Annotated in this window: 22 protein-coding genes; 3 read left to right on the top strand and 19 right to left on the bottom strand. The window is 73.2% G+C overall.

What is annotated here, in order from left to right; translation table 11 throughout:
• Positions 1 to 454: 454 nt before the first annotated feature.
• From rpe to LQK93_RS16675, 6 genes are read right to left on the bottom strand one after another with little or no spacing between them, the layout of a single operon-like run.
• Positions 455 to 1,111 carry a ribulose-phosphate 3-epimerase gene (rpe, locus tag LQK93_RS16700; RefSeq protein ID WP_374968891.1) on the bottom strand — a complete coding sequence of 219 codons (657 nt, stop codon included), beginning with the start codon at positions 1,109 to 1,111 and terminating at the stop codon, positions 455 to 457.
• A 35-nt stretch (positions 1,112 to 1,146) separates the two neighbouring features.
• Entirely contained in the window at positions 1,147 to 2,712 is a 1,566-nt protein-coding gene (locus LQK93_RS16695; RefSeq protein ID WP_374968890.1) for an RsmB/NOP family class I SAM-dependent RNA methyltransferase, read from the bottom strand.
• A complete protein-coding gene (fmt, locus tag LQK93_RS16690) occupies positions 2,705 to 3,652 on the bottom strand; it encodes a methionyl-tRNA formyltransferase (RefSeq protein ID WP_374968889.1) in 948 nt (315 codons plus the stop codon). The genes LQK93_RS16695 and fmt overlap by 8 nt, the downstream gene beginning before the upstream one ends.
• A 1-nt stretch (position 3,653) precedes the next feature.
• On the bottom strand, positions 3,654 to 4,199 hold the full coding sequence (gene def / locus LQK93_RS16685; RefSeq protein WP_374968888.1) for a peptide deformylase: 546 nt from the start codon (positions 4,197 to 4,199) through the stop codon (positions 3,654 to 3,656).
• Between the two features lie 43 nt (positions 4,200 to 4,242).
• Complete coding sequence (locus tag LQK93_RS16680) at positions 4,243 to 5,547, bottom strand: MFS transporter (RefSeq protein WP_374968887.1); 1,305 nt, start codon at positions 5,545 to 5,547, stop codon at positions 4,243 to 4,245.
• Positions 5,544 to 6,095 (bottom strand): ArsR/SmtB family transcription factor, encoded by a 552-nt coding sequence (locus LQK93_RS16675; protein WP_374968886.1) that lies wholly within the window; start codon positions 6,093 to 6,095, stop codon positions 5,544 to 5,546. The genes LQK93_RS16680 and LQK93_RS16675 overlap by 4 nt, the downstream gene beginning before the upstream one ends.
• A 130-nt stretch (positions 6,096 to 6,225) precedes the next feature.
• Between LQK93_RS16675 and LQK93_RS16670 the strand changes: the two genes are divergently transcribed.
• Complete coding sequence (locus tag LQK93_RS16670; protein ID WP_374968885.1) at positions 6,226 to 7,284, top strand: methylenetetrahydrofolate reductase; 1,059 nt, start codon at positions 6,226 to 6,228, stop codon at positions 7,282 to 7,284.
• Positions 7,281 to 8,102, top strand: a complete 822-nt coding sequence (locus LQK93_RS16665) for a methyltransferase domain-containing protein (RefSeq protein ID WP_374968884.1) — start codon at positions 7,281 to 7,283, stop codon at positions 8,100 to 8,102. Before LQK93_RS16670 ends, LQK93_RS16665 begins: the two co-directional genes overlap by 4 nt.
• 433 nt (positions 8,103 to 8,535) lie before the next feature.
• Here LQK93_RS16665 and LQK93_RS16660 read toward each other — a convergent pair whose 3' ends face one another.
• Complete coding sequence (locus LQK93_RS16660) at positions 8,536 to 8,880, bottom strand: hypothetical protein (RefSeq protein ID WP_374968883.1); 345 nt, start codon at positions 8,878 to 8,880, stop codon at positions 8,536 to 8,538.
• A gap of 309 nt (positions 8,881 to 9,189) precedes the next feature.
• On the opposite strand from LQK93_RS16660, the gene LQK93_RS16655 reads away from it, so the two are divergent.
• Complete coding sequence (locus tag LQK93_RS16655; RefSeq protein WP_374968882.1) at positions 9,190 to 9,939, top strand: FUSC family protein; 750 nt, start codon at positions 9,190 to 9,192, stop codon at positions 9,937 to 9,939.
• A 185-nt stretch (positions 9,940 to 10,124) separates the two neighbouring features.
• Here LQK93_RS16655 and LQK93_RS16650 read toward each other — a convergent pair whose 3' ends face one another.
• From LQK93_RS16650 to carA, 12 genes are all read right to left on the bottom strand, one after another.
• On the bottom strand, positions 10,125 to 11,384 hold the full coding sequence (locus tag LQK93_RS16650; protein WP_374968881.1) for a saccharopine dehydrogenase family protein: 1,260 nt from the start codon (positions 11,382 to 11,384) through the stop codon (positions 10,125 to 10,127).
• 49 nt (positions 11,385 to 11,433) lie between these two features.
• Positions 11,434 to 13,470, bottom strand: coding sequence for a primosomal protein N' (locus tag LQK93_RS16645; RefSeq protein ID WP_374968880.1), 2,037 nt, complete (start codon positions 13,468 to 13,470; stop codon positions 11,434 to 11,436).
• A gap of 16 nt (positions 13,471 to 13,486) precedes the next feature.
• A complete protein-coding gene (gene metK / locus LQK93_RS16640; RefSeq protein ID WP_374968879.1) occupies positions 13,487 to 14,710 on the bottom strand; it encodes a methionine adenosyltransferase in 1,224 nt (407 codons plus the stop codon).
• Between the two features lie 119 nt (positions 14,711 to 14,829).
• Complete coding sequence (gene coaBC, locus LQK93_RS16635) at positions 14,830 to 16,068, bottom strand: bifunctional phosphopantothenoylcysteine decarboxylase/phosphopantothenate--cysteine ligase CoaBC (RefSeq protein ID WP_374968878.1); 1,239 nt, start codon at positions 16,066 to 16,068, stop codon at positions 14,830 to 14,832.
• A gap of 26 nt (positions 16,069 to 16,094) precedes the next feature.
• Positions 16,095 to 16,358 carry a DNA-directed RNA polymerase subunit omega gene (gene rpoZ, locus LQK93_RS16630; protein WP_020143994.1) on the bottom strand — a complete coding sequence of 88 codons (264 nt, stop codon included), beginning with the start codon at positions 16,356 to 16,358 and terminating at the stop codon, positions 16,095 to 16,097.
• A 98-nt stretch (positions 16,359 to 16,456) separates the two neighbouring features.
• The gene (gene gmk, locus LQK93_RS16625) at positions 16,457 to 17,143 is read right to left on the bottom strand and encodes a guanylate kinase (RefSeq protein ID WP_374968877.1); all 687 of its coding nucleotides are present in this window, start codon (positions 17,141 to 17,143) and stop codon (positions 16,457 to 16,459) included.
• A complete protein-coding gene (gene mihF, locus LQK93_RS16620) occupies positions 17,143 to 17,460 on the bottom strand; it encodes an integration host factor, actinobacterial type (protein WP_374968876.1) in 318 nt (105 codons plus the stop codon). Before mihF ends, gmk begins: the two co-directional genes overlap by 1 nt.
• 196 nt (positions 17,461 to 17,656) lie before the next feature.
• Entirely contained in the window at positions 17,657 to 18,499 is an 843-nt protein-coding gene (pyrF, locus tag LQK93_RS16615; protein WP_374968875.1) for an orotidine-5'-phosphate decarboxylase, read from the bottom strand.
• Between the two features lie 76 nt (positions 18,500 to 18,575).
• On the bottom strand, positions 18,576 to 19,580 hold the full coding sequence (locus LQK93_RS16610; RefSeq protein WP_374968874.1) for a dihydroorotate dehydrogenase: 1,005 nt from the start codon (positions 19,578 to 19,580) through the stop codon (positions 18,576 to 18,578).
• A complete protein-coding gene (locus tag LQK93_RS16605; protein WP_374968873.1) occupies positions 19,580 to 20,470 on the bottom strand; it encodes a dihydroorotate dehydrogenase electron transfer subunit in 891 nt (296 codons plus the stop codon). Before LQK93_RS16605 ends, LQK93_RS16610 begins: the two co-directional genes overlap by 1 nt.
• Positions 20,467 to 23,802 (bottom strand): carbamoyl-phosphate synthase large subunit, encoded by a 3,336-nt coding sequence (carB, locus tag LQK93_RS16600; protein ID WP_374968872.1) that lies wholly within the window; start codon positions 23,800 to 23,802, stop codon positions 20,467 to 20,469. Before carB ends, LQK93_RS16605 begins: the two co-directional genes overlap by 4 nt.
• Positions 23,802 to 24,995, bottom strand: coding sequence for a glutamine-hydrolyzing carbamoyl-phosphate synthase small subunit (carA, locus tag LQK93_RS16595; protein WP_374971530.1), 1,194 nt, complete (start codon positions 24,993 to 24,995; stop codon positions 23,802 to 23,804). Before carA ends, carB begins: the two co-directional genes overlap by 1 nt.
• Between the last annotated feature and the right edge of the window lie 7 nt (positions 24,996 to 25,002).

Genomic DNA, 25,002 nt, shown 5'->3' with positions numbered 1-25,002 from the left:
CCGGCGGTGGGTAGGCCGATCCGGGAGGCGTGGGGGGTTGGCTGGGGGGTTGGCGGGGCGGGGAGGAAGGCGGAGGCGGAGACGAGGGGGTGTTCGCAGGCGGAGGCGGTGCGTCCGCGGTCGGGTCGGGGACCTGCCAGGCGGTGGCCGGTGGGGGTCCCCAGCCTGTGTCCGAGGTCGGGTCCGAGTCGCTCGTCGCCGCCACGGGGACGTCGCGCAGTGCGTCCCCGTCTGCGCCGGGGGGCGTCGCCGCCCCCGGAGCCGTCCACCCCTGTTGGTCGCTCACTGTCCCCGAGCCTCCCTGTTGCTCCGGCGCACCGTATCCCGCTGGGCGCCTGCCTGGCCACGCAACCACGTTTTCTCGCGCCCTACCCGCCGTGGTGACCGCTGTGGGCGCGAGGGCATCATCGCGGTCCCGGAGCCCGTGTGACGTGCGGCGCGCCGAGTCGGTCCGTCAGTGCTGGTGCCGGTCGGCCAGCGCGCGCAGCTGCTCGACCGCGTCAGCGGCGTCCTCGGCGCCGTAGACCGCGGAGCCGGCCACGAACACGTCCGCCCCGGCCTCGGCGCACTGCTCGATCGTGTCGGCGCTGACGCCCCCGTCCACCTGGACCCAGATCTCGCCGCCGTGCCGGCGCACGGCCTCGCGCACCTGCCGCACCTTGGCCATCTGGTCGGCCATGAAGGTCTGGCCACCGAAGCCTGGCTCGACGGTCATGACGAGCACCATGTCGAGGTCGGGCAGCAGGTCCTCGTAGGGCGCGAAGTCGGTCGCGGGCTTGAGCGCCATCGAGGCGCGGGCCCCGGCTGCGCGGAGCGTGCGGGCCAGGGCCCGAGGGTCACGGGCGGCCTCGACGTGGAAGGTGACGGACTGGCAGCCGGCCTCGGCGTACCCGGGCGCCCACCGGTCGGGGTCATCGATCATCAGGTGGGCGTCGATCGGGACCGGGCTGACCTTGAGCAGCGCCTCGACGACGGGCAGTCCGAGCGTCAGGTTGGGCACGAAGTGGGCGTCCATGACGTCGACGTGCGCCCAGTCCGCGTTGGCGATGCGGCCGAGCTCGGCCTCGAGGTTGGCGAAGTCGGCGGACAGGATGCTCGGTGAGATCTGCACGCGCACAGCCTAGAGGCGGGTGTCTCCCGGCCTCTTCAGCGCTTGCGCAGGAGGGCGAAGAACATGGCGTCGGTGCCGTGCAGGTGCGGCCACAGCTGCACGAACGGACCCTCCCCCAGCCCCGGCAGCGGCTGCCCCGCCGCGTCGACGAAGAGGTGGCGGGCGTCGACGAGCTCGACGTCGTCGCGGTGCTTGAGAGCGTCGGTGACGACGAAGCGGGTCTCGTTGAGGTGCGGGCTGCACGTGGCGTAGCCGACCAGCCCGCCCGGTGCGGTCGCGTCGATGCCGGAGGCGAGCAGCTCTCGCTGCAGTCCGGCGAGGGCCGCGACGTCTCCCGCGGTTCGCCGCCACCGCGCCTCGGGTCGCCGGCGCAGGGCGCCGAGGCCGGTGCACGGGGCGTCGATGAGGACGCGGCTGAAGCCACCGGGCTCGACCTCGCCGAGGTCGCGCCCGTCGCCGTGACGCACCTTGAGGCTCACGTCGCGCTCGCGGGCCTCGGCGCGCGCGGCCGCAAGCGTCTGCCAAACCAGGTCCGCACGGTGCTCGCTGATCTCGTTGGCCACGAACGGGATCCGTCGCTGGATGGCGGTGGCCGCGAGCAGGCCGGCCTTGCCGCCGGGACCTGCGCAGAGATCGAGCCAGCGCTCGTGCTCGGCTGCCTCCCCTTCGACGTCGGCGGCGGCGAGCGCGAGGACGAGCAGCTGCGAGCCCTCGTCCTGCACCGCGGCGCGCCCCTCGCGTACGGCGGCGATCGCGCCGGGATCGCCTTCCGGGAGGGTGGCCCCCACCGGACTGAGCCCTGAACGATCGGCGCCGGCGTCCTCGAGCTCGTCGACGGAGGCGAGGCCCGGACGTGCGGCGAGCGAGACCTTCGCCGGCGTGTTGTCGCTCTCGAGCAAGGTGCTCAGCGCCCCCTCCACCTCGTCGGGCCTCGCCGCGTCGTGCCCGATGAGGGCGGCCCGCAGTGCCTTGGCGATCCAGACCGGGTGGGAGGTGCGCAGCGCGAGGCGTTCGACGGGGTCCGAGACACCCTCGCTGACGAGGTCGAGCCACTCGTCCGGCTCCCGCTCGCTGATGCGGCGCAGGACGGCGTTAACGAACCCGGCCGCACCGGCGCCGTTGACCTGACGGGCCAGCGCGACCGTCTCGTCGACCGCGGCATGGCTGGGCACGCGCATGCCGAGCAGCTGGTGCGCGCCGAGCCGTAGCGTGTCGAGCACGTTCGAGTCGATCTTGTCGACGGGGCGGCCGGCGGCGGACGCGATGATGGCGTCGTAGAGCCCCGACAGGCGAGTCGCGCCGTAGACGAGCTCGGTGGCGAAGCCCGCATCGCGCCCGCGGATGCCCTTCTCGCGCAAGAGCTTCGGCAGGGCAAGGTTGGCGTAGGCGCCGTCGGCCACCTCGCGCATCGCCGTGTAGGCGGCCAGCCGCGGGGCGTCCGTGCGGCGGGCCCGTTCGGAAGGCCGCTGCTCCGAGCGGTGGCGCGCCGACCGCTCGCGGGCCGGCGGCCGCTGCCGCTCGCCGCGGCGCCCGTCGCCGCGACCACCGTCGCCACCGGGTCGTTGGCCCGGGGCTCCCCCGTCGCGCCTCTGGTCACTCATCGCCGAGCCCCTCTGTCTCCGGGACACGCGTCCCGCGGGCCCAGTCGGCTGCCGCCATCGGCTTCTTCCCGTGCGCCTGCACGGTGCCGAGCCGGACGGGCCCCGTGCCGGTGCCGACGAACACCGCCTTCTTCGTGACCAGCAGCCGGCCGGCCGCCAGCGAGGCCCCGCCCGGGAGCTCGTCGCCGGCGACCACCTCCACGGGCCAGACCTTGAGCCGCTCCCCGCGGAACGTCGTCCAGGCGCCGGGTGCCGGGGTGGACCCCCGGACGAGTCGGTCGACAGCGGCGGCCGGACGCGTCCAGAGGATGCGCGCGTCGTCCACCTCGATCTTGGGAGCCAGGGAGACCCCGTCCGCCGGCTGGGGCACGGCGACCAGGTCGCCCGACTCGAGCCCGTCCAGCGTCGCGACGAGCAGCCCGGCGCCGGCCGTCGACAGCCGGCCGAGCAGGTCACCGGCGGTGTCGGTCGGCCGGATGCGCTCGGTCATCACACCGAGCACCGGCCCTGTGTCGAGCCCGCGCTCGATGACGAAGGTCGAGGCGCCCGTGAGCTCGTCGCCGGCCATGATGGCGTGCTGCACGGGGGCAGCCCCCCGCCAGGCGGGCAGGAGGGAGAAGTGCAGGTTGATCCACCCCAGACGCGGGATGGTCAGGGCCACCGGCGGGATGAGGTTGCCGTAGGCGACCACGGGGCAGGCGTCGGGCGCCAGCGCGCCCAGGGCGTCGAGGAAGTCGGGGTCCTTGACTCTCGTCGGTGTCAGCACGGGGACGCCCAGCTCCTCGGCGCGACGGCGCACCGGTGAGGGCTCCAGGCGTCGGCCCCGGCCCGCAGGGGCGTCGGGGCGCGTGACTACGCCCACGAGCTCGTGGCTCGAGGCCGCGACGGCCTCGAGGCTCGGCACCGCCGCCTCGGGGGTGCCTGCGAAGACGACTCTCACGTCACATCGCCCGGCCGAAGGTCGAGTGCGGGCTGATCCGCACCTCCGGCGGGTTGTCGGCGAACCACTCGGCCTCGCGGATGGCGCGCATCGCCTCGCGGCGCGCCTGCGTGTCGAGCCGGTCGACGAAGAGGATCCCGTCGAGGTGGTCGGTCTCGTGCTGGACGCAGCGGGCCAGCAGGGACGTGCCCTCGAGCTCGACGGGCTCACCCCACATGTCCTGCCCCTTTGCCACCAGGGACAGGGCCCGCTTGGTGTCGAAGGCGAGACCGGGGATCGACAGGCAGCCCTCGGGGCCCTCCTGCTCGTCGTCCGACAGGTCGAGCACCGGGTTGACGAGGTGCCCGAGCACGCCGTCGACCCAGTATGTGAAGACGCGCAGGCCCACCCCGATCTGCGGTGCTGCCAGCCCCACCCCGGGCGCGTCCAGCATGGTGTCCTCGAGGTCCTTGACCAGCACGCGCAGCTGCTTGTCGAAGTCGGTCACCTCAGCCGCGGCGGTGCGCAGGACGGGGTCACCGAAGAGTCGGATGTCCTTGATCGACACTGGTCTCCAGGGATGGGGAAGGGCGGTGGTGGGCGCCGCCAGTCTAGGACCGTGCAGCGTCTCCGGCGTCCGCGCCGTCTGCCCGGGCCACCTCCACCGGGTCCTTCACCTCCACCGGGTCCTCGACCGTGCTCGCGAGGTCGCGCACCGACCGGGACAGCAGCGCGGCGAGCGAGATCGCGACGTAGACGGCGGCGCTGACGAGCATCAGGGTCTCGGTGTCGGCGACCGTGGCGAGCCACCCGTAGAGGAAGGTGCCGATCGGGATGGCGACGAACGAGCCCAGCGCGTCGTAGCTCGAGACCCGCGAGAGCACGCCGACCGGCACGTGCTCGTGCAGGGCGGTGCTCCAGCCGACGCCGAAGACCTCGACCGCCGCCCCGGCGAGGAGGAAGCCGACGGCCACCGGCACGAGTGCGGGCGCAGCGCCGAGCAGAACCATCGGCACGGCGAGGACGCAGATGGCGAGCATCCCGGCGCGCAGGGGGTGCCGGAGCCGGAGCCGCAGCATCAGCAACGTCATGAGCACGGTGCCGACGGCCTCGGCGCTGAGGACCACCCCCCACCCCGCCTCGCCGATGGAGGGGCTCGACGTCGCGACCAGCGGCCCGAGCACACCGATCACTCCGGAGTGGATGGCGTTCGTCAGGCCGAAGGCGAGGACGACGACCCACAGCCACTCGCGCCGGGTGAACTCGCCCCAACCCTCTCGCAGCTCTCGCAGCATCGAGTGACGCTCCACGCCCGCGTCGGAGGTGCGGCGCGGCAGACCGACGCGCGAGAGGCAGACGATCGCGACGGCATACGTCAGCGCGTCGACGGCGAGCGCCCACCCGGGACCGACGCCGACGACGAGCAGGCCCGCGACGGCGGGGCCGGCGACGGCGAGGCCGCTGCGGCTGAACGACAGCAGCGCGTTGGCCTGCTGGAGGCGGCGCCGTTCGACGACGAGGGGGACGATCCCCATCATCGCGGGCATCGTGAAGGCCGACACCGCGCCGTTGACGCCCTCGATGACGGTCAGCTGGGTCAGCGTCCCGTGCCCGGTGACGATGAGGACCGCCGCCGACGCCTGGGTGAGGCAGGTGAGCACGTGGGAGACCTGCAGCACGACGATGCGGGAGAACCGGTCGGCGACGACGCCGCCGACGAGGAGGAAGACGACCATCGTGAGGGTCCGCACGCCGAGCACCTGCGCGAGTGCGCCGGCCGACTGGTCGATGTGCAGGACCGCGAAGGCGAGCGCCACCGGGACCATGACGGAGCCGGCGGTCGAGACCGTCCGCGCCGTGAAGTACCACGCGAACCGGCGGTCCGACAGGGCGCCGAGCGACTCCTTGGCCTTCATCGGGTCCCGTCCTTCTCGTTGGCCATGCGGAACGCCGCGACGGACAGGTTGGCGCGGACGGTGCCCTCCGTACGCGGCGGGCGGGCGCGCGCGTGGAGCAGCCGGCTCGCCTCGGTGACGAGGTCGAAGACCCGCTCCCACACCTCGGGCTCCACCCACAGCTCGGCGTCGGTGAGCTGGCTCCTGGCCGACCCCGCCCCACGTTCGCGCTCGGCATAGCGGCGCGGGATCGCGTCGGCCAGGACACGGGCATACGCGAGCCTGTCATCCTCGCTCGCCGCCCGGGCACCCCGGGGAGGTTCGGCATCCCAGCGGTGCCGGTACTTCTTGGCCCGGCCCCCGCGCACGGTCTCCTCCCCGGCCACCTCGAGCAGCCCCGCGGCGTGCAGCAGGCGCAGGTGGTAGCTCGCGTTGGCCTGGCTGACGCCCAGCTCGCGAGCGACCTCGGCGGCGCTCAGCTCGGCACCGGTCAGCAGCGAGAGCATCTGCAGCCGCAGCGGGTGCGCGGTGGCACGCAGCTCGCTGATCCGCTCGTCCTCCAAAGACATGTTTGGGAGTATGCCGCCCCGCTCGCCTGACCGTCAAGGGGTCCTTTGGGGGTGGCTGGCAAGGGACGTGTGCGACCCTGCCGGGTCGGCGCGGTCGCGGCCGTCAGGGCCTGCTGACAGTCTGGGCCCCGTGGAGGTCTCTCAGGAGCGGGTGCCGGGCTGTCCCAAGCGGATGGTCTTCGGGCCGTGCGGCGGCGTCCACGACGACGGGACGTGCGAGATGCTTCCGGCGCCGTGCGTCTTCGACGAGCCGGGCGGTCTCCCGATCGCCCCGGCTTCCCCGGTTGCGCCGGTCGGCGATCCGGACGCGGTGGCGGGCGACCGGCCCGTGGAGCCGTCCCGATCCGCCTGGCGGCCGCCCACGATCCTGACCGACCTGAGCGTGCCTCCGGCCGATGCGGCCACTCTGCAGTCCACCGCCCGGCTGCTCGCCGGGAGCTGCGACGCCGTGCTGGTGGGTGACCACCAGGACCGCATCGACTTCCCGCCCAGCACCCTCGCCCGGCTCATCGCGGACGCCGGCGCGCAGCCCTGGGTGACGCTGGCCTGTCGGGACCGCAACCGGGTCGCCCTCGAGCAGGAGCTTCGCGCCCTGGCACTGGACGGGCTCGCCACCGTGCTGTGCGTCACCGGTGACGGCCGCGCCTACGACGTGCGCCCCGACGCGACCCAGGCCTTCGACCTCGACGGGACGCGGTTGGCCGCCCTCGCCGCCGCGCTCGGCCTGCCTGTCGCGGTGGCAGAGACGCCGACCGCCCGCCCGGTGGCGCTGCGGCCGAGGCGGCTGGTGCACAAGCAGGCGGCCGGCGCCCGGGTGGGAGCCCTCAACCACGTGCCCACCGCGGCGGAGCTCGACGAGTTCCTCGACGCGGCGCGCGCGGCCGGGCTGCAGATGCCGGTGATCGCCTCGGTCGTCGTGTTCACCGACCAGCGGTCGGCGGACGCGTTGGCCGCCCTGCCGGGTCTGCAGATCGCAGCGGAGCGCCGCGAGCGCGTGCTGACGGCCGACGACCCGGTCGAGGCCGGCATCGCGGCAGCGGTGGACGAGGCGGTCCTGCTGCTGGGTATGCACGGCGTGGCCGGGGTGAACCTCTCCGGCCTCGCCTCGGCCGACGGCGTGCAGGCTGCGGCCGAGATCCAGGCCGAGATCGGACGCCGCGTCCGGGAAGCGCGAGGAGTACGACCGTGAGCAGCCCCACCAGCCCCGCGGATCCGACGGACCCCAAGGACGAGATGAACTCCACGGACGACATGGACTCCATGGATGCCGAGTTCGACACGGTCGCGGCGTGGACCGCCGACGTGGTCTCCGGACTCGACCCGGACCAGCGCATCCCGGCGGGCTGCCGGGGCAGCGGCAGCCCCGGCGCCCTGCACTGGCTGCTCGACCATCTGGCGCCGGAAGCGGGCGAGGTCTTCCTCGACGCCGGCGCCGGCGTCGGCGGACCGGCGGCGTTCGCGGCGCGGGAGACAGGCGCACGCCCCGTGCTCACTGAGCCGGAGCCCGGGGCGTGCCGAGCCGCCCAGACCCTGTTCGGGCTGCCGGCGCTGCAGGCGGGCACCCAGCTGCCGATCGCTTCGGGCGCCATCGGAGCGGGCTGGAGCCTCGGGGTGCTGTGCACGGTCGACGACCAGCCGGCATACCTCGCCGAGCTGCGGCGGGTGCTGCGCCCCGGCGCACGCTTCGGACTGATCGTCTACTGCGCCGCCCACCCAGGGACGCTGCGTCTCGAGCAGCCGGAGGGCAACGACTTCCCCACTGTCGAGGCCCTCGAGGCCATGCTCGACGGGGCATCGCTGCGGGTGGTGAGCAGCAGCTGGACCGACCACTTCGCCGCGTTCCCCGCCGACTGGGAGGAGGTGACGAGCACGGTGCATGCCGAGCTCGAGCGCCGCCACGGGGAAGACCCGCGCTGGCAGGTGGCCGAGGAGCAGTCGAACCGGATGGGCTCGCTGCTGTCGGCCGGTGAGGTGCGCGGACGGATGCTGGTGGTCGAGTCGGTCTGAGCCGCCGCCCGCGTGCGGGGTAACGCCAGTGAGTCGAAGCTCGGGCCCCCGTCGAGCCGGCGGCTGCCGCCCCTCGTAGGTCTGGAAAGTTCGGCTCTCGTGCGCTCACCCACCGCCGCGGGCTGGTCCCGGGTGCTGCCCCCGCCCCCCCGCTCCCCGCTCCCCCACGCTGGGGGATGCGCCGTCAGCGGTGGTCGGGCAGCCCGGCATACTTCGTTCTCGTGCGGGACGGCAGCGGTGGGGTGCAGCGAGCACCTCGCCGGTGGCCGGCGGCGCTGGTGGTCCAGCCCCGAAGCGCCCGACTGGGAGCGGCAGTCCTGTCGGCCCTGGCGCTGGGGCTGCCCCTGGTGGGGCTGGTCCTGGCGGGGCGGCCCCAGGCGGCCGTGTTCGCTGCCTTCGGGGCCTTCACCGGCCTGTATGCCGCCGACCGGCCCTATCGGCTGCGCGCCCGGACCCTGGCCGCCGTGGGGGCGGGATTCGTCGCGGCGGTCGCGCTCGGCAGCGCCGGTGGCATGGTGCTGGATCGCTGGTGGTGGGCGCTGGCGGTCGCGGCTGCCGCGGCTGCCGCGACCTGGGCCTGCGACGCGGCGGCGATCGGGGCGCCGGGTGCCTGGATGTTCGTGTTCGCCTTCGCCGCATCCACGCAGGTGCCCGCGCAACCCCACGACGTGGTCGCACGCTCGTTGCTGGCCTGCGGTGGTGCGGCGGTCGCGTGGTGCGTGGCGATGGCCGGGGCCCTGCTCGCCCCACGGGCGCCGGAGCTCCGGGCGACGGCCACTGCGCTCCAGGCGACGGCCCAGGTGCTGCGCCTGGGTGAGGACGCCGCCGCCCGGGACTGGCACGCCGCGCAGTCGGCACTGCGGCGTGCAGAGCGCTTCGCCGCGGCCGCGCCACCCGCGGTGGCCCAGCCGCTGCTGCGGCGCCTGGTCGCGCCGAGGCGTTGCTCACCGACGCAGTGCTGGCGCCAGGGGAGCCCGAATCCACCGCGCGGGCGCGTGAGCTGCTCGCTGAGGTCGGCTGCCTCGGTTCCGCAGGTGGCTCAGGTGGGGTCGCCGACCTGCCGAGCGTCGTGGAGGAAGGGGCAGCCGTGCCGGCCCCCGTGCGGCAGGTGCGCAGCCAGCACCGTCGTCACCTGGCCGCCCTGCGGCTGGTCGGCTCCGGGCGGGTGCTGCTTGGCGCCGGTGTGGCCGCGGCCGCTGCGATGCTGCTCGGGCTGGGTCATCCCTACTGGGCGCCGGTGTCGGCCGCCGCGGTGCTGCAGTCGACCCACGTGCGGATGACCTGGCACCGCAGCCTCCAGCGCGGTCTGGGCACGGCCGCAGGACTGGTGCTCGGGGCGCTCCTGCTGCAGGCACACCCAGATCCGCTGGTGGTCGCCCTCCTGGTGGTGCTGATGCAGCTGGGGATCGAGCTCTTCCTCGGCCGCAACTACGCCCTGGGCGTGCTGTTCATCACCCCGATGACCATGCTCCTGAGCGACCTGGTGGTGCCGTCATCGCCGTTCGTCCTGGTGAGGGACCGGCTGGCCGGGGTCGTGCTCGGCATCGCGGTGGGGCTGGCGGCCGCGCTGCTCGTGGCGCACCCGCGCGCAGCCGCGACCCTGCGCCATGCCGTCGAACGATGCACAGTGGCGACGCGCTGGGCGAGCACCGCCACGAGTGGCACCCGGCTCCTCGCGATGGAGGAGCTGCGCGACGCGCTCGTCGGGCTGAGGGCCGCCGAGGACGTCGCGCGCGGCGAGACGTGGCCGGCCGGCATCAGCCCGGTCGAGGTGGCCGACACCGAGCGACACGCATACCTTGCCCTTGCCGCGCAGCGTCACGCGCTCGGTGACTGACCGCGCCGCGACAGCCAGCCACGTGGTGGGTTGTTGCCTGCCAGGACGACCGGCCGGATCCGCAACAACCCGCCACGTGACGGCTTGTCGCGGGCGACGGCGGGCCGGCCCCATGACAACCCGCCTCGTGGTCGGTTGCCGTGCCGCAGCTGGTGGGGTACGCCGAACGCCCGCCTTCCTGGGTCCTACCCCGCGTGTTCGACGTCGAAGGTGAAACCCTGCGCCCGCAGCCGTTCGACGAGGTCCTCGCCGAGCGCCGTCGCAGGCGTGCAGACCCCGACGCGATGCGGCACCCCGTCGTCCACCGCCAGGGCCAGGACCGCCTCGCCGAGCATCACTGCCGTGCCGCCGTAGCCCGGGTCGTAGTCTGCGCCGACGCGCGTGCGGTAGCGGGCGCCGGTCGTCGTGGTGGCGTGGATCTCCATGCGGAAGCGGCCGGCCGCCCGGGTCTCCGGGCTCGGTCCCTCCCCCGGCGCCGGCAGGAACCGGTCGAGGATCGCACGGGTCGGTGAGAACGACAGCCCGGCCACGGCGCCGCCGAGACCCACGGCCATGCCGCCGGCCATCACCGGCGACATGGGCCCGGAGCCGAAGTCCGTCACCTCGCGGTAGCGCAGCCCGCGACCGTAGGACCACTCCGAGAGGGCGTTCGACAGTCGGACGACGCGGGTGTTGAAGGACGCCATGACGAAGGGTCCGGTCCACCGCCCGGTGGCGGGGTCGCGGTCGACGGGGACGAGGCGGCGCAGTCGCCCCAGCACGCCGCGGGAGCCGCGGCGACGACCGGAGGACGGCTCCTCGCCGCGGCGAGGGCTGAGGCCGTACGGGTCACCCGCCACCCGGCGCGCCGCGGGGTCGGAGCGCATCGTGATCGCCTGCTGCCGCATCGAGTCCACCGTGCCGCCGGAGAAGCCGCCCTTCATGGACCGGACGAGGAGCGTGGTCTCGGCGAGCGTGCCCTCACCGTCGGCCGCGGCGCGTCGGGCGGTCACGAGGACGCCGAGGTCGGACGGGATGGAGTCGAAGCCGCAGGCGTGCACGATGGCGGCCCCGGTCTCACGCGCCCGGTCGTCGAGCTCGTCGAGCGACCAGCGCACGAAGAGCACCTCGCCGGTGAGGTCGGCGTAGTGGGTGCCCGCCTCGGCGCAGGCCCGGGCGACCTCCTTGCCGTAGACCGCATAGGGCCCGACCGTGGTCGCCAGCACCCGGGTGCGCCCGGCGAGTGCACGGAGCCCCGCTGCATCCGAGGCGTCCACGGTCACCAGCTCCCAGGCGGAAGCGGCCGACCCCAGCTCGACACGCAGCGCCTCCAGCCGCGCACGTGACCGGCCGGCGAGAGCGACCCTGAGCTCCGGAGCCGCGTTGCGAGCCACGTGCGTCGCGGTGAGGGCACCGACGAATCCGGTGGCGCCGTAGAGGACGATGTCGAGCTCGCGTTCGTGCATGCCGTCACTCTGTCACGACGCCACGACAGCACGCCCCCGCAGCGCGCCGTCAGAAGGTGTCGAGCGGGTCGACCCGCACCGTGACGGCGTCTGCCTCCTTGCGCGCGGACCGGAACGCCTTGAGGGCCAAGAGCGCTCGGGTCAACGCGTTCGTCTCGCCGAGGGGCACCCGCACGAGCACGTGGTGGTCGGCCGGGGCGCGGTCGCCGTCGGTGTCGACGGCGCTGCGGCGCAGCGCGGCCGCCGCCGGCGAGAGCCGCACGGGTCCCAGCACCTGGGCCCAGGCCGGCAGGTCGGCCTGCTCGAGCGCCTCCTCGAGGGGCCGGCGGCCGCCGATCAGCTGGGCCATCCGGACGGCCGGCGGCAGCCCGAGCTCGCGCCGCTCCTCGAGCTCGCGCGCGGCCAGCCAGGCCGGGTCCCAGCGCACGAGGGCCTCGACGGCGGGCAGTGCAACGGCTTCGGGCGCCCCGCTGAGGACGACCGCACGCCCCTGCCGGGCGAGGGCTGCCGCTGCCATCCAGCGGCGCAGGGCCTCGAGCGGCGCGTCGAGGACGGGCAGGTCGAGGCTCGCCCAGGCGTCGAGGAGCAGCACCGCGGTGTAGCCGCCGTCGGCGACCGGCTCGGCGCCGGGCGTGGCGATCACGAGGGCCGGCTCACGCCCCACCGTGGCCAGCACCTCTCCGGACCCGGAGGTGTGGACCGGGAACCCCGGGAACGCCCGGCCGATCTCCTCCGCCGTGCGGCGGGCGCCGGTCACCGAGGAGCGCAGGCGACGGGAACCGCAGTGCGCGCACTCGAAGCCCGAGCCGGCCAGCGCCAGGCCGCACCAGCGGCAGGTCGGAGCGGTCCCTGCGGCGCCGAGGGCGACCGGCCCCTGGCACCTGGCGCACCGCACCGGGGTGCGGCACTCGGCGCAGCTGAGGGCCGGGAGGTAGCCGCGCCGGGGCACCTGCACGAGCACCGGCCCGTCGACGAGGGCGTCCTTGGCGACGCGCCAGGCCCGCGACGGGATGTGTGCCCGGGCCGCCGGCCCGTCCCGCTCCTCGTCGACGCCCTCGCCGGCGATCGTCACGCGAGGAGCAGCAGCCCGCAGGGCGGCACCGTCGGCCTCCACGGGCACGAGCGTGCCCGACTCGACGCCCACCTGGAGGCGCAGGCTCCGGCTGTGGCCGCCGGCCAGCAAGGCAGCGCCCGTCGCGGCGGCGCGCAGCTCGAGCACGACCCCGACGTGATGGTAGGGAGCGCGAGGCTCTGCCAGCAGGTCGTCGCCGTCGTCCCACCACGCCACGAGACCGAGGTCGTGGACAGGTGCGAACGCCGCTGCCCGCGTGCCGATGACGACGCGTGCGTGGCCGCGCAGCACCTTGAGCCACGCCGTGTAGCGGGCCTGCGGACCCTGGTCGGCGGTGAGGCGCACGTGTCGCCCCTTGCCGAGCAGCGCGGTCAGTGCCGCGTCGAGCCGGTCGACGTCGCGGTGGTCGGGCACGACGAGCAGAGCGCCGCGACCCGCGGCCAGCGCTGTCGCGGCTGCGACGGCCAGCGCCTCGGGCCAGTCGTCCTGCCGGCCGCGGGCCGGCAGCGCCGTCCATGCCGCGGCGGGGCCCTCCCCCTCGGCCAGCCGTCGCAGCCACGCCGGGCCGGCCGGGTATGCCGTCCAGGGCCCGGGTGCGGGCGCCGTGACCTCGTCCTGTGGCGGGCACTCGAGCGGCAGGTTGTGCTCCGCGGTCGCGTGGCGCTTCGGCACGGCCAGGCGCAGGACGTCGCTCAGCGTCCCGGCATACCGGTCGGCGACGGCGCGGCACAGCGCGAGGACCTCGGGGGTCAGCACCGGCTCGGGGCTCACGACCCGCCGCAGCGGTGTCAGCCGGCCGTCGTGCTGGGGCTGCTCGCGCCGCGCCACGACGAAGCCGTCGAGCTCGCGCCCGGAGAACCGCACCCTGACCCGAACACCCGGCACGGCGTCGGCGGCCAGCTCGTCGGGCACGGCGTACTCGAAGACGCGGTCGAGGTGCGCGAGGGGCGTCTCCACGACGACGGCAGCGACCGGCCCTGCGGCCGGTCGCTGCTCGATGTCCTCGTCCCCCACGGGGGCGAACCTATCCTCAGCCGGAGACAGCGGCGCGCAGCTCCTCCACGCGGTCGGTGCGCTCCCACGTGAAGGGGTTCTCGACCCCGTCGGCCTTGGTGCGGCCGAAGTGGCCGTAGGCGGCCGTCGGGCGGTAGATCGGGCGCAGCAGGTCCAGCGCGTCCACGATCGCCGCCGGGCGCAGGTCGAAGACGTCGCCGATCGCCTGCTGGATCTTGTCGACCGGCACGGTCTCGGTGCCGAAGGTCTCGATGTAGAGGCCGACGGGCTGCGCCTTGCCGATGGCGTAGGCGACCTGGACCTCGCAGCGGCGGGCGAGACCCGCGGCCACGACGTTCTTGGCGACCCAGCGCATCGCGTACGCGGCCGACCGGTCGACCTTGCTCGGGTCCTTGCCGGAGAAGGCGCCTCCACCGTGGCGGGCCATGCCGCCGTAGGTGTCGACGATGATCTTGCGCCCGGTCAGGCCGGCGTCGCCCATGGGGCCGCCGATCTCGAAGCGCCCCGTCGGGTTGATGAGCGCACGGTAGCTGCTCACGTCGAGGTCGTTGCCGCCCTCACGCAGCTCGGCCAGCACCGGGTCGATGACGTGCGCCTTGATGTCAGGCTCGAGCATCCCCTCGAGGGAGACGTCGGGCGCGTGCTGGGTCGAGAGGACGACGGTGTCGAGCGAGACCGCGCGGTCGCCCTCGTAGGCGATGGTCACCTGGGTCTTGCCGTCGGGACGCAGGTAGGCGAGCTCCTCGCTCTTGCGGACCTGCGTCAGGCGCTCGGAGAGGCGGTGGGCCAGGAAGATCGGCAGCGGCATCAGCTCCGCCGTGTCGTCGCAGGCGTAGCCGAACATCAGGCCCTGGTCGCCGGCGCCCTGCTTGTCGAGCAGGTCCTCGACGTCGCCGGTGCGGTGCTCGTGCGCGGTGTCGACGCCCTGGGCGATGTCGGGCGACTGTGCGCCGATGGAGATCGAGACACCACAGGTCCGGCCGTCGAAGCCCTTCTGGGAGCCGTCGTAGCCGACCTCGAGGATCGTCTCGCGCACGATCCTCGGGATCTCGACGTAGGCGGTCGTGGACACCTCGCCGGCCACGTGCACGAGGCCGGTCGTCACCATCGTCTCGACGGCGACCCGAGCCTGCGGGTCGTCGGCCAGGAGGGCGTCGAGGATCGAGTCACTGATCTGGTCGCAGATCTTGTCCGGGTGTCCCTCGGTGACGGACTCGGATGTGAACAGACGTGCGGACACTTGAACTCCCTGCCTCGGATGAGCGATAGGAACTGGGTGGGTGGAGCACGGTAGGTGCTGTGGCTGTGGACGCGCCGAGCCGGAGGACCGACGGTCACGCTGCGCCGAGAGTCTAGTGCTCAGTCAAGGAGCGGCAAGACGGCGTCCCAGAGGGCGTCGGCCACGACGTCCTTGGACGCCGGCCCGACGGTGGTGACCTCGTCGCTCCCCCGGCGCAGCAGGTGGACGGTCGTGTGGTCCTTGCCGAAAGTCAGGTCGGTGCCGACCTGGTTGACGACCTGCAGGTCGCTGCCCTTGCGGGCGAACTTCGCCCGCGCGTGCTCCATGACGCTGCCGTACGCGTCGCCGGTCTCGGCGGCGAAGCTGACGATGAAGGGCGACCGGGCGCTGCCGGCGTCGCGAGCCGCGACGAGACCCCGGACGATGTCGGGGTTCTCGACGAGCTCGATCCGTAGGCCGGCCTCGGGGTCCGACGACTTCTTGATCTTGCTGCCGCTCACGCTCGCCGGCCGGAAGTCGGCGGGGGCTGCAGCCATGACGACGACGTCCGCGCCCTCGGCTGCCGCCTCGACGGCGCGTTGCAGCTCGAGCGTGGTCTCGACCCGCTCGACGACGAGGCCGTCGGGCATGGGCAGGGACACGTTGGCCGCGACGAGCGTGACCTTCGCCCCGCGCTCGGCCGCGGCCCTGGCGATGGCCAGGCCCTGCTTGCCCGACGAGCGGTTGCCGAGGTAGCGCACCGGGTCGAGCGGCTCACGGGTGCCCCCGGCCGACACGACGACGCGCCGGCCCTCGAGGTCGCGGACGAGTGCCTCTGCCGGGGCGGGGGCGCCACCCTCGACGATCGCGAGGCACGCGGCATACAGCTCCTCGGGCTCGGGGAGGCGGCCCGCGCCGGAGTCCTTGCCGGTGAGGCGGCCCACCGCGGGCTCGATGACGTGCGCGCCGCGGGAGCGCAGCGTGGCGACGTTGGCCTGGGTCGCGGCGTGCTCCCACATCTCGGTGTGCATGGCCGGCGCGAAGGCGACCGGGCAACGGGCGGTGAGCAGCGTGTTGGTGAGCAGGTCGTCGGCGAGGCCGTGCGCGGCCTTCGCGAGCAGGTCGGCCGTGGCGGGCGCGACCACGACGAGGTCGGCCGCCTGGCCGATGCGCACGTGCGGCACCTCGTGCACCGAGGTCCACACCTCCGTGCTGACCGGCTTGCCCGACAGCGCGGACCACGTCGGCGCGCCGACGAACTGCAGGGCCGACGCGGTGGGCACGACGGTGACGTCGTGCCCGTGCTCGGTGAAGAGCCGAAGCAGCGAGCACGCCTTGTAGGCGGCGATGCCGCCACTCACCCCGAGCACGACGCGCATCGGCTGCTCCGACCCCTTCGAGATGCTCAGGCCTCGGTGGGCGTGGAGGTCAGCAGCCCCTCGTTGATCTCACGCAGGGCGATCGACAGCGGCTTCTCGTGGACCTCGGTCTCGACGAGCGGGCCGACGTAGTCGAGCAGGCCCTCCTGCAGCTGCGAGTAGTAGGCGTTGATCTGGCGGGCGCGCTTGGCGGAGTAGATGACGAGCGCGTACTTCGAGTCGGCGGCGGTCAGGAGGTCGTCGATCGGCGGGTTGGTGATGCCGATGGGAGCAGCCTGGGTACCGGACACAGTGATCTCGTTTCGTTGGTTTCAGCGGGCGTGGGGTGCGAGCCGCGACGTCGACCGCGTGGCGGTCGCCTGTCTTCTGGCACACATCACATCGGGACTCACCGGCCGGCGCGTCCCGATCTCATCAATGATACGAGTTCTTCGCTCGCGCGACGAACATCGTCGTTGACGATGACCTCGTCGAATTCCGTCTGGGCCGCCAGCTCCTCACGAGCGGTCGCCAACCGGCGCTCCCGCTCCCCGTGGTCCTCGGTGCCGCGGCCGACGAGGCGACGCACCAGCTCGTCCCAGCTCGGCGGGGCGAGGAAGACGAAGAGGGCGTCGGGCCACGTCTCACGCACCTGGCGGGCGCCCTGCAGGTCGATCTCGAGGAGGGCGTCGCGTCCCTCGCGGAGGACCCGCTCGACCGGGCCGCGGGGGGTGCCGTACTTCGCCGCGCCGTGCACGACGGCGTGCTCGAGGAACTCGCCGGCCGCGACGAGCCGGTCGAACTCCTGGTCGTCGACGAAGTGGTAGTGCACGCCGTCGACCTCGCCGGGACGCGGCCGCCGCGTCGTCATGGAGACGGAGAACCACACGTGCGGGAAGTGGGTGCGCACGTAGGCGGCGATGGTTCCCTTGCCGACGGCAGTCGGGCCCGCGAGGACGGTCAGCCGGCCCGACTGGACGCCGCCGAGGTCCTGCGGGGCCGGTGTGGCGGAGGTGGGCGTGGCGGTCAGCGCAGCGGAGGGTGGCGTGGCCGCCGGGGCAGCGGGCGCGCTGGACCGGGGGCGGTCGGTGGACATCAGGGCGTCTCGAAGCGGTGCAGCAGGGCTGCGACCTGGTTGGCGCCGAGTCCGCGGACCCGACGCGACTCGGCGATGCCGACCTCGTCCATGATCGCCCGGGCCCGCACCCTGCCGACGCCCGGCATGGACTCGAGCAGCTCGGTGACCTTCATCTTGCCGATGACGGGGTCGTTCTTGCCGTCCTCGAGGACCTCTGCCAGCGAGCCGCTGGAGTACTTGAGCCGGCTCTTGACCGCTGCCCGCTCCCGACGTGCAGCTGCAGCCTTCTCGAGTGCTGCAGCTCGCTGCTCAGGGGTCAGCGGGGGAAGCGCCACGGTCTTCGGTCTCCTCATGCGTAGGAGAGCGCCGTGCGCCCCCCGTCCTTCTCGGTGTCTGCGTTCTTGTCTTCGCCGAACCTAGCGATCCGGGCTCGGGCGCCGCAACGCGGGGTACCGGGCCCCGGCGTCCTTCCACTCGGTCTGGGCGGACGTGAGCGCGTCGCAGTGGGAGCGGTCGCCCGGGGACGACCACTCAGGGCCTCGGTAGCGACTCCGCGACGCGCACTGCCTGCGCGGCGAGGCGAGCCGGATCGGGACCGGCGGCGAGGATCTCGCGGCTCGACGAGGCGAGGACCTGTCGGCGGGCCGCCCCGAACGTCGCCTCCAGCGACTCCAGCGTGCCGCCCTGGGCGCCGAAGCCCGGGGCCAGCACCGGCGTCGCCGCCTCGACGAGGTCGAGGCCGAGGTCGCGAACCGCGGCGCCCACCGTTGCGCCGATGACCAGTCCCACGCTGCCGAGCCCACCGTGTGCGCGGGCGTCGGCGTTGTCGGCCGCCGCTCCGCGCACGATGGAGCCTGCGACGGACTCGCCCTCGCGAAGGGCGTGCTGCACACCGGCGCCCTCGGGGTTCGACGTCAGGGCCAGGACGAAGAGGCCTCGCCCCGTCTGCTGGGCCAGGTCGATCGCTGGGCGGAGCGACTCGTAGCCCAGGAAAGGGCTCACCGTCAGCGCGTCCGGGGGCGCGACGGCGTCCTTCCCGAGGAACGCCTCCGCGTATGCCGTCATCGTCGAGCCGATGTCGCCGCGCTTCGCGTCGAGGATCGTCAGCGTGCCGGCCTCGCCCAGCTCCGTGAGGACCCGCTCGAGGACGGCGACACCTCGGCTGCCGAAGACCTCGAAGAACGCCGACTGTGGCTTGACCACCGCGACGCGGCCGGCGAACGCCTCGACACAGGTCAGGGCGAAGCGCTCGAGGCCGGACAGGTCGTAGGTCAGGCCCCAGGACTCGACGAGCCCACGGTGCGGGTCGATGCCGGCACAGAGCGGACCGTGGGTCTGCATGGCCTCCTCGAGGCGAGCCCCGAATGCCTTCATCGGCGGGTGTCCTTCACGTCGCGGGGGGTGGGTGGGCTCGTCGCCGGCGCGCTGCCGGTGCCGGCTTCCCGACCCGTCATCTGCCATGGGCCACGGCGACGGCGTCGGTGAAGCGCTCGAAGCCCAAGGCCCCGAGCAGGTCGGACAGCTCACGCAGCACCCGGACCGGGGCGGAGGGGTCGTTGAAGACGACGGTCCCCACCTGGATCGCGCTCGCTCCCGCAGCGACGAGCTCGAGGGCGTCGCGCCCGGTGCGCACCCCCCCGACGCCGATGATCGGCACGGTCGGGATGCGACCCTCGAACATCGCCTGGCGCACCTGCCAGATGGCGCGCACGGCCACCGGCCGGATGCCCGGGCCGGACAGGCCGCCGGTGACGCCGCCGAGCTGCGGGCGCAGCCGGTTGGTGTCGATGACCATGCCGAGCAGCGTGTTGATCATCGTCAGGCCGTCCGCTCCCGCCTTGACGCAGGCAGCCGCGATGGCGGTGATGTCGGTGACGTCGGGGCTGAGCTTGGCGAAGACCGGGATGTGTCTGGGCAGCTGCTCGCGCACGAGCGCGATGACCTTGGCCGAGGCCAGTGGGTCGCAGGCGAACACGAGGCCGCGGTTGGCGACGTTGGGGCACGAGATGTTGACCTCGACGCCGACGACGGAGTCGAAGGCCCGGCTGGCGCGCAGCGTCGCGGCCACCTGCGCGTACTCGGTGCTCGAGCTTCCCGCGATGGAGGGCAGCACCCGGGCACCGACGGACTGCAGCCAGGGCAGGTCCTCCTCGACGAACGCGTCGATGCCGGGGCCCTGCAGGCCGATGGAGTTGAGCATGCCCGAGGGCGTCTCGGCCATGCGCGGGGTGCCACGGCCCGAGCGCGGGTCGGCCATCACCGACTTCGTCACGAAGGCGCCGAGGTCGGCGACGTCGAAGAAGCGGTGCAGCTCCTTGCCGTTGGCCGCGCAGCCCGACGCCGTCATGAGCGGGTTGGGCAGCCGGTGGCCGCCACCGAGGTCGACGGACATGTCGACGGCGAGCTCGTCCGAGCCGCCCGGCACGTCCTGCGACAGCTGTGTGAGCTCCGACATCAGTGACCTCCCACCTTCGGCGCGCCGACGCAGTCGTCGGGGACACGGGCATGACCGCCCTCGAAGGCGTCCCACCGCACGCGGTCGCCGCGGAAGACGGGACCCTCGACGCACGAGCGGACCATGCGGGTCGTGCCGTCCGAGCCGACGACGGGCATGACGCACGTCATGCACACCCCGACACCGCAGGCCATCGACTCCTCGACGGCGACCTGCGCGACCGCGCCGTGGGCCTGAGCCACCCGCGTCACTGACTCGAGCATGCCCATGGGGCCACACGCGTACACGACCGACGCACGGGTGCGCTCGATGATCTGCGGCAGCGGGTCGCTGACCCAGCCCCGCTGGCCGGCGGAGCCGTCGTCGGTGGTGACGGTGACGCCGTCGCAGCTGCGGCGTGCCTCGACGACCCCGAAGAGGCGGTCCTCGCTCGCGGCACCGAGGACCATCTCGACGTGGCAGCCGCGCTCGCGCAGCTCGCCGGCGAGCCAGAAGAGCGGCGCGCTGCCGTAGCCCCCGCCGACCAGGACGCACGCGACCGGCTCGGTGGGCAGGGGGAACGCCTTGCCCAGGGGGCCGACGACGTCGACGGTGTCGTGAGGCCGGCGTTCGACGATCCACCGGGTGCCGACCCCGACGGCGGAGACGACGATCTCGACCGTGCCGCCGTAGGTGCCGCTCGGGCTGACCCTGTGGATCGAGAACGAGCGGCGCAGCAGGTTGCCGCACGTCGCGTCGCCGACGGCGAGCGCGACGAACTGGCCCGGGCGGGCGAGTTCGGCGATGCCGGGCGCCACCAGGGTGATGTGCTGGTACGCGCCGACCCGACGGGTTGCGATGACCTCCGCTGCCTCCTGCGTCACCCGCGCACGCATCGCACGCTCGGTCATGCGCCCACCCCCGCAGGGGCGGCCAGGGGCTCCCGCCGGCCGTAGAGGTCGAGGTCGCGGGCGTGGTCCTGCAGGGACTTGACCCGGATCTCCTCGGTCAGGCCCGCCTCGATGCCGAGCACCGCTGCCGCGAGCGTCGCGATGGTCGTGATGATCGGCTTGTCGGCACTCGTCGTCGCGGCGCGGATGGCGTAGCCGTCGGCGCGGGCGTCCTGACCGGACGGGGTGTTGACGACCATCTGCACCGTGCCGTCGAGGATGAGGTCGACGATCGACCGCTCCCCCGAGACGTCACCGTCGCGCTCGGTGATCTTCCGCACCACGGTGGCCTCGATGCCGTTGCGCTTCAGCACCGCTGCGGTGCCGCTGGTCGCGAGGATGGTGAAGCCGAGGTCGACGAGGCGCTTGACCGGGAAGAGCATGGCGCGCTTGTCGCGGTTGGCGACCGACACGAAGATCGCGCCGGAGCGCGGCAGCGCCGAGCCGCCGCCCTGCTGGGCCTTGGAGAAGGCCGAGCCGAAGTCGACGTCGATGCCCATGACCTCGCCCGTCGAGCGCATCTCGGGCCCGAGGAGCGAGTCGACGGCGACGCCCTCCTTGGTGCGGAAGCGCTTGAAGGGCAGTACGGCCTCCTTGCAGGAGACCGGCGCGTGGTCGGGCATCCGGCCGCCGTCCCCGGTGGCCGGCAGCATGCCCTCCTCGCGCAGCTCCTTGATCGTGGAGCCCAGCATGACCCGGGCCGCGGCGCTCGCGATCGGCACCCCCGTCGCCTTCGCGACGAACGGCACCGTGCGCGAGGCACGGGGGTTCGCCTCGATGACGTAGAGGATGTCCTGGGCCAGGGCGAACTGGACGTTCATCAGGCCGCGCACGCCGATGCCCTCGGCGAGCTTGCGCGTCGCGACGCGGACCCGCTCCAGCTCGCCGTCACCGAGGGTCGCCGGCGGCAGCGTGCACGAGCTGTCGCCCGAGTGGATGCCGGCCTCCTCAACGTGCTCCATGATCCCGCCGAGGTACATGTCCTCGCCGTCGAAGATGGCGTCGACGTCGATCTCGATCGCGTCGTCGAGGAAGCGGTCGACGAGGACCGGGTGCTCGGGGGATGCCTCGGTGGCCTTCTCCATGTAGGTCACGAGCGAGTCGTCGTCGTAGACGATGACCATGCCGCGGCCGCCGAGGACGTAGGACGGGCGCACGAGCACGGGGTAGCCGATCTCGCGGGCGATCACGAGCGCCTCGTCGGGGCTGTATGCCGTCCCGTGCTTGGGCGCGATGAGCCCGGCCTTGGCGAGGACCTGCCCGAAGGCGCCACGGTCCTCGGCGAGGTGGATGGCGCCGGGCGAGGTGCCGACGATCGGCACACCGGCGTCCTCGAGCGCCTGCGCCAGTCCGAGCGGCGTCTGGCCGCCGAGCTGGACGATGACGCCCGCGATCGGGCCCGCCTGGCCCTCGGCGTGGATGACCTCCAGGACGTCCTCGAGCGTCAGCGGCTCGAAGTAGAGGCGGCTGCTCGTGTCGTAGTCGGTCGACACGGTCTCGGGGTTGCAGTTGACCATGACGGTGTCGAAACCCTTGTCGCGCAAGGAGAACGACGCATGCACGCAGGAGTAGTCGAACTCGACGCCCTGCCCGATCCGGTTGGGCCCGGACCCGAGGATGATGACCGCCGGCCGCTCCCGCGGCTCGACCTCGGTCTCCTCGTCGTAGGAGCTGTAGTGGTAGGGCGTGCGCGCGGCGAACTCCGCCGCACACGTGTCGACCGTCTTGTAGACCGGGCGCACCCCGAGGGCGTGGCGCACCCCGCGCACGACGGCCTCCGGCATACGGCGGATCGAGGCCACCTGAGCGTCGCTGAAGCCGTGGCGCTTGGCGAGCCGGAGCAGGTCCGTCGTCAGCTCGTCGGCCTCGGCGAGCATCGCGGCGACGTCGTTGAGCAGCGCGATCTGGTCGAGGAACCACGGGTCGATGCCGGTGGCGTCGTGGACCTCCTCGACGCTGAACCCGCCGCGCAGGGCCTGCTGCACGAGGACGATGCGACCGTCGGTCGGGACCTTGGCCTCCTCGAGCGCCCGCTCGGCCTGCAGCCGGGTGATCGTGCCGTCCCAGTGGAAGCTCGCGCCCTTCTTCTCCAGGGAGCGCAGCGCCTTCTGCATGGCTTCGGTGAAGTTGCGGCCGATCGCCATCGCCTCGCCGACCGACTTCATCGTCGTCGTCAGCGTCGGGTCAGCGGCCGGGAACTTCTCGAACGCGAAGCGCGGCACCTTGACGACGACGTAGTCGAGGGTCGGCTCGAAGCTCGCCGGCGTCTCGCGGGTGATGTCGTTGGGCACCTCGTCGAGCGTGTAGCCGATGGCCATCTTCGCGGCGATCTTGGCGATCGGGAAGCCGGTGGCCTTGGATGCCAGAGCGCTCGAGCGGGACACGCGGGGGTTCATCTCGATGACGATGATGCGGCCGTCGGCCGGGTTGACGGCGAACTGGATGTTGCAGCCGCCGGTCTCGACGCCGACCTCGCGGATGACGGCGATGCCGATGTCGCGCAGCCGCTGGTACTCGCGGTCGGTGAGGGTCAGCGCCGGGGCGACGGTGATGGAGTCGCCGGTGTGCACGCCCATCGGGTCGAGGTTCTCGATGGAGCAGACGACCACGACGTTGTCGGCGTGGTCGCGCATGACCTCGAGCTCGTACTCCTTCCAGCCGAGGATCGACTCCTCGAGGAGCACCTCGGTCGTCGGGGAGTACTGCAGTCCCTGGCCGCCGATGCGCCGCAGGTCGGCCTCGTCGTAGGCGAAGCCCGAGCCGAGGCCACCCATGGTGAACGACGGACGGACGACGACCGGGTAGCCGAGCTCCTCGGCGCCGGCGAGCAGCTCGTCCATGGAGTGGCAGATGATCGAGCGGGCGGACTCGGCACCGCAGCGCTCGACGACGCCCTTGAAGGCCTCGCGGTCCTCGCCGAGCTGGATGGCCTCGACGTTGGCGCCGATGAGCGGGCAGCCGTACTTCTCGAGGACACCGTTCTCGTGCAGCGAGATCGCGCAGTTGAGGGCCGTCTGGCCGCCCAGGGTGGCCAGCACGGCGTCGGGCCGCTCCTTCGCGATGATCGCCTCGACGACCTCCGGGGTGATCGGCTCGACGTAGGTGGCGTCGGCGAACTCGGGGTCGGTCATGATCGTCGCCGGGTTGCTGTTGACGAGGATGACGCGGATGCCCTCCTCGCGCAGCACGCGGCACGCCTGGGTGCCGGAGTAGTCGAACTCGCAGGCCTGGCCGATGACGATCGGCCCGGACCCGATGACGAGGACGCTCTCGATGTCACTTCTCTTCGGCATCAGGCGTTGACCTCCGTGGTCTGGTGGGCGGTCTGTCGGTCGGTCATCAGCTCGAGGAAGCGGTCGAAGAGGTAGGCGGCGTCGTGCGGGCCGGCCGCCGCCTCCGGGTGGTACTGCACCGAGTAGGCCGGCAGGTCAAGGCATTCCAGGCCCTCGACCACGTCGTCGTTGAGGCACACGTGGGAGACGCGGACGCGGCCGTATGCCGTGTCGCTCTCCGTGTCGAGGGGCGCGTCCACGGCGAAGCCGTGGTTGTGCGCGGTGACCTCGACCTTGCCGGTGGTGCGGTCCATGACCGGCTGGTTGATGCCGCGGTGGCCGTACTTCAGCTTGTAGGTGCCGAAGCCCAGGGCCCGGCCGAGCAGCTGGTTGCCGAAGCAGATCCCGAAGAACGGGATGCGCCGGTCGAGCACCTCACGCAGCAGCGCCACCTCGTGCTCGGCCGCGGCCGGGTCGCCGGGGCCGTTGGAGAAGAAGACCCCGTCGGGGCCGGACTCCCCCACGGCGAGGACGTCGTCGATGGTCGCGGTCGCGGGCAGCACGTGCACCTCGATGCCGCGCTGCGCCATCAGGGCCGGGGTCATCGCCTTGATCCCGAGGTCGACGGCAGCGACGGTGAGGCGCTTCTCGCCGACCGCCGGGACGGCATACGGCTCGTCGGTGCTGACCTCGGCGGCGAGCGCGGAGCCGGCCATCTGGGGGCTCGTGCGCACCGCGTCGAGGAGCTCGGCCTCGGGGCGGTCGGCGGCCTCGCCGCTGAAGATCCCGACGCGCATGGCGCCGCGCTCGCGCAGGTGGCGGGTCAGGGCCCGCGTGTCGAGATCGCAGATGCCGACGACGCCCTGGTCGACGAGCTCGTCCTCGAGGTCGCGGGTGGAGCGCCAGTTCGACGCGCGGATCGCGGGGTCGCGCACGACGTAGCCGGCCACCCAGATGCGGGTGCTCTCGTCGTCCTCGGTGTTGACTCCGGTGTTGCCGACGTGCGGCGCGGTCATGACGATGACCTGCCGGTGGTAGCTCGGGTCGGTGAGCGTCTCCTGGTAGCCGGTCATGCCGGTGGAGAAGACCGCCTCGCCGACCGTCTCGCCCACGGCGCCGTAGGAGGCCCCGCGGAAGGTGCGGCCGTCCTCGAGGACGAGGGTCGCGGCCTCTCGGAGGCGGCGCGTCCTGCCGTTCCGGCTGGGCACGGTCAACGGTGTC

It is taken from the genome of Terrabacter sp. BE26 (assembly GCF_041941675.1).
Taxonomy (GTDB): domain Bacteria; phylum Actinomycetota; class Actinomycetes; order Actinomycetales; family Dermatophilaceae; genus Terrabacter.
The sequence above is the reverse complement of the archived record's forward strand: the minus strand, read 5'-3'. Positions and strand labels throughout refer to the sequence as shown.

What these genes read in the sequence shown, in the direction of transcription:
- pyrF (WP_374968875.1), bottom strand. Translation starts at nt 18,499, where the DNA reads ATGAAGGCATTCGGGGCTCGCCTCGAGGAGGCCATGCAGACCCACGGT.
- LQK93_RS16695 (WP_374968890.1), bottom strand. Translation starts at nt 2,712, where the DNA reads ATGAGTGACCAGAGGCGCGACGGGGGAGCCCCGGGCCAACGACCCGGT.
- LQK93_RS16610 (WP_374968874.1), bottom strand. Translation starts at nt 19,580, where the DNA reads ATGTCGGAGCTCACACAGCTGTCGCAGGACGTGCCGGGCGGCTCGGAC.
- LQK93_RS16650 (WP_374968881.1), bottom strand. Translation starts at nt 11,384, where the DNA reads ATGCACGAACGCGAGCTCGACATCGTCCTCTACGGCGCCACCGGATTC.
- carB (WP_374968872.1), bottom strand. Translation starts at nt 23,802, where the DNA reads ATGCCGAAGAGAAGTGACATCGAGAGCGTCCTCGTCATCGGGTCCGGG.
- coaBC (WP_374968878.1), bottom strand. Translation starts at nt 16,068, where the DNA reads ATGCGCGTCGTGCTCGGGGTGAGTGGCGGCATCGCCGCCTACAAGGCG.
- LQK93_RS16605 (WP_374968873.1), bottom strand. Translation starts at nt 20,470, where the DNA reads ATGACCGAGCGTGCGATGCGTGCGCGGGTGACGCAGGAGGCAGCGGAG.
- gmk (WP_374968877.1), bottom strand. Translation starts at nt 17,143, where the DNA reads ATGTCCACCGACCGCCCCCGGTCCAGCGCGCCCGCTGCCCCGGCGGCC.
- LQK93_RS16675 (WP_374968886.1), bottom strand. Translation starts at nt 6,095, where the DNA reads ATGTCTTTGGAGGACGAGCGGATCAGCGAGCTGCGTGCCACCGCGCAC.
- LQK93_RS16680 (WP_374968887.1), bottom strand. Translation starts at nt 5,547, where the DNA reads ATGAAGGCCAAGGAGTCGCTCGGCGCCCTGTCGGACCGCCGGTTCGCG.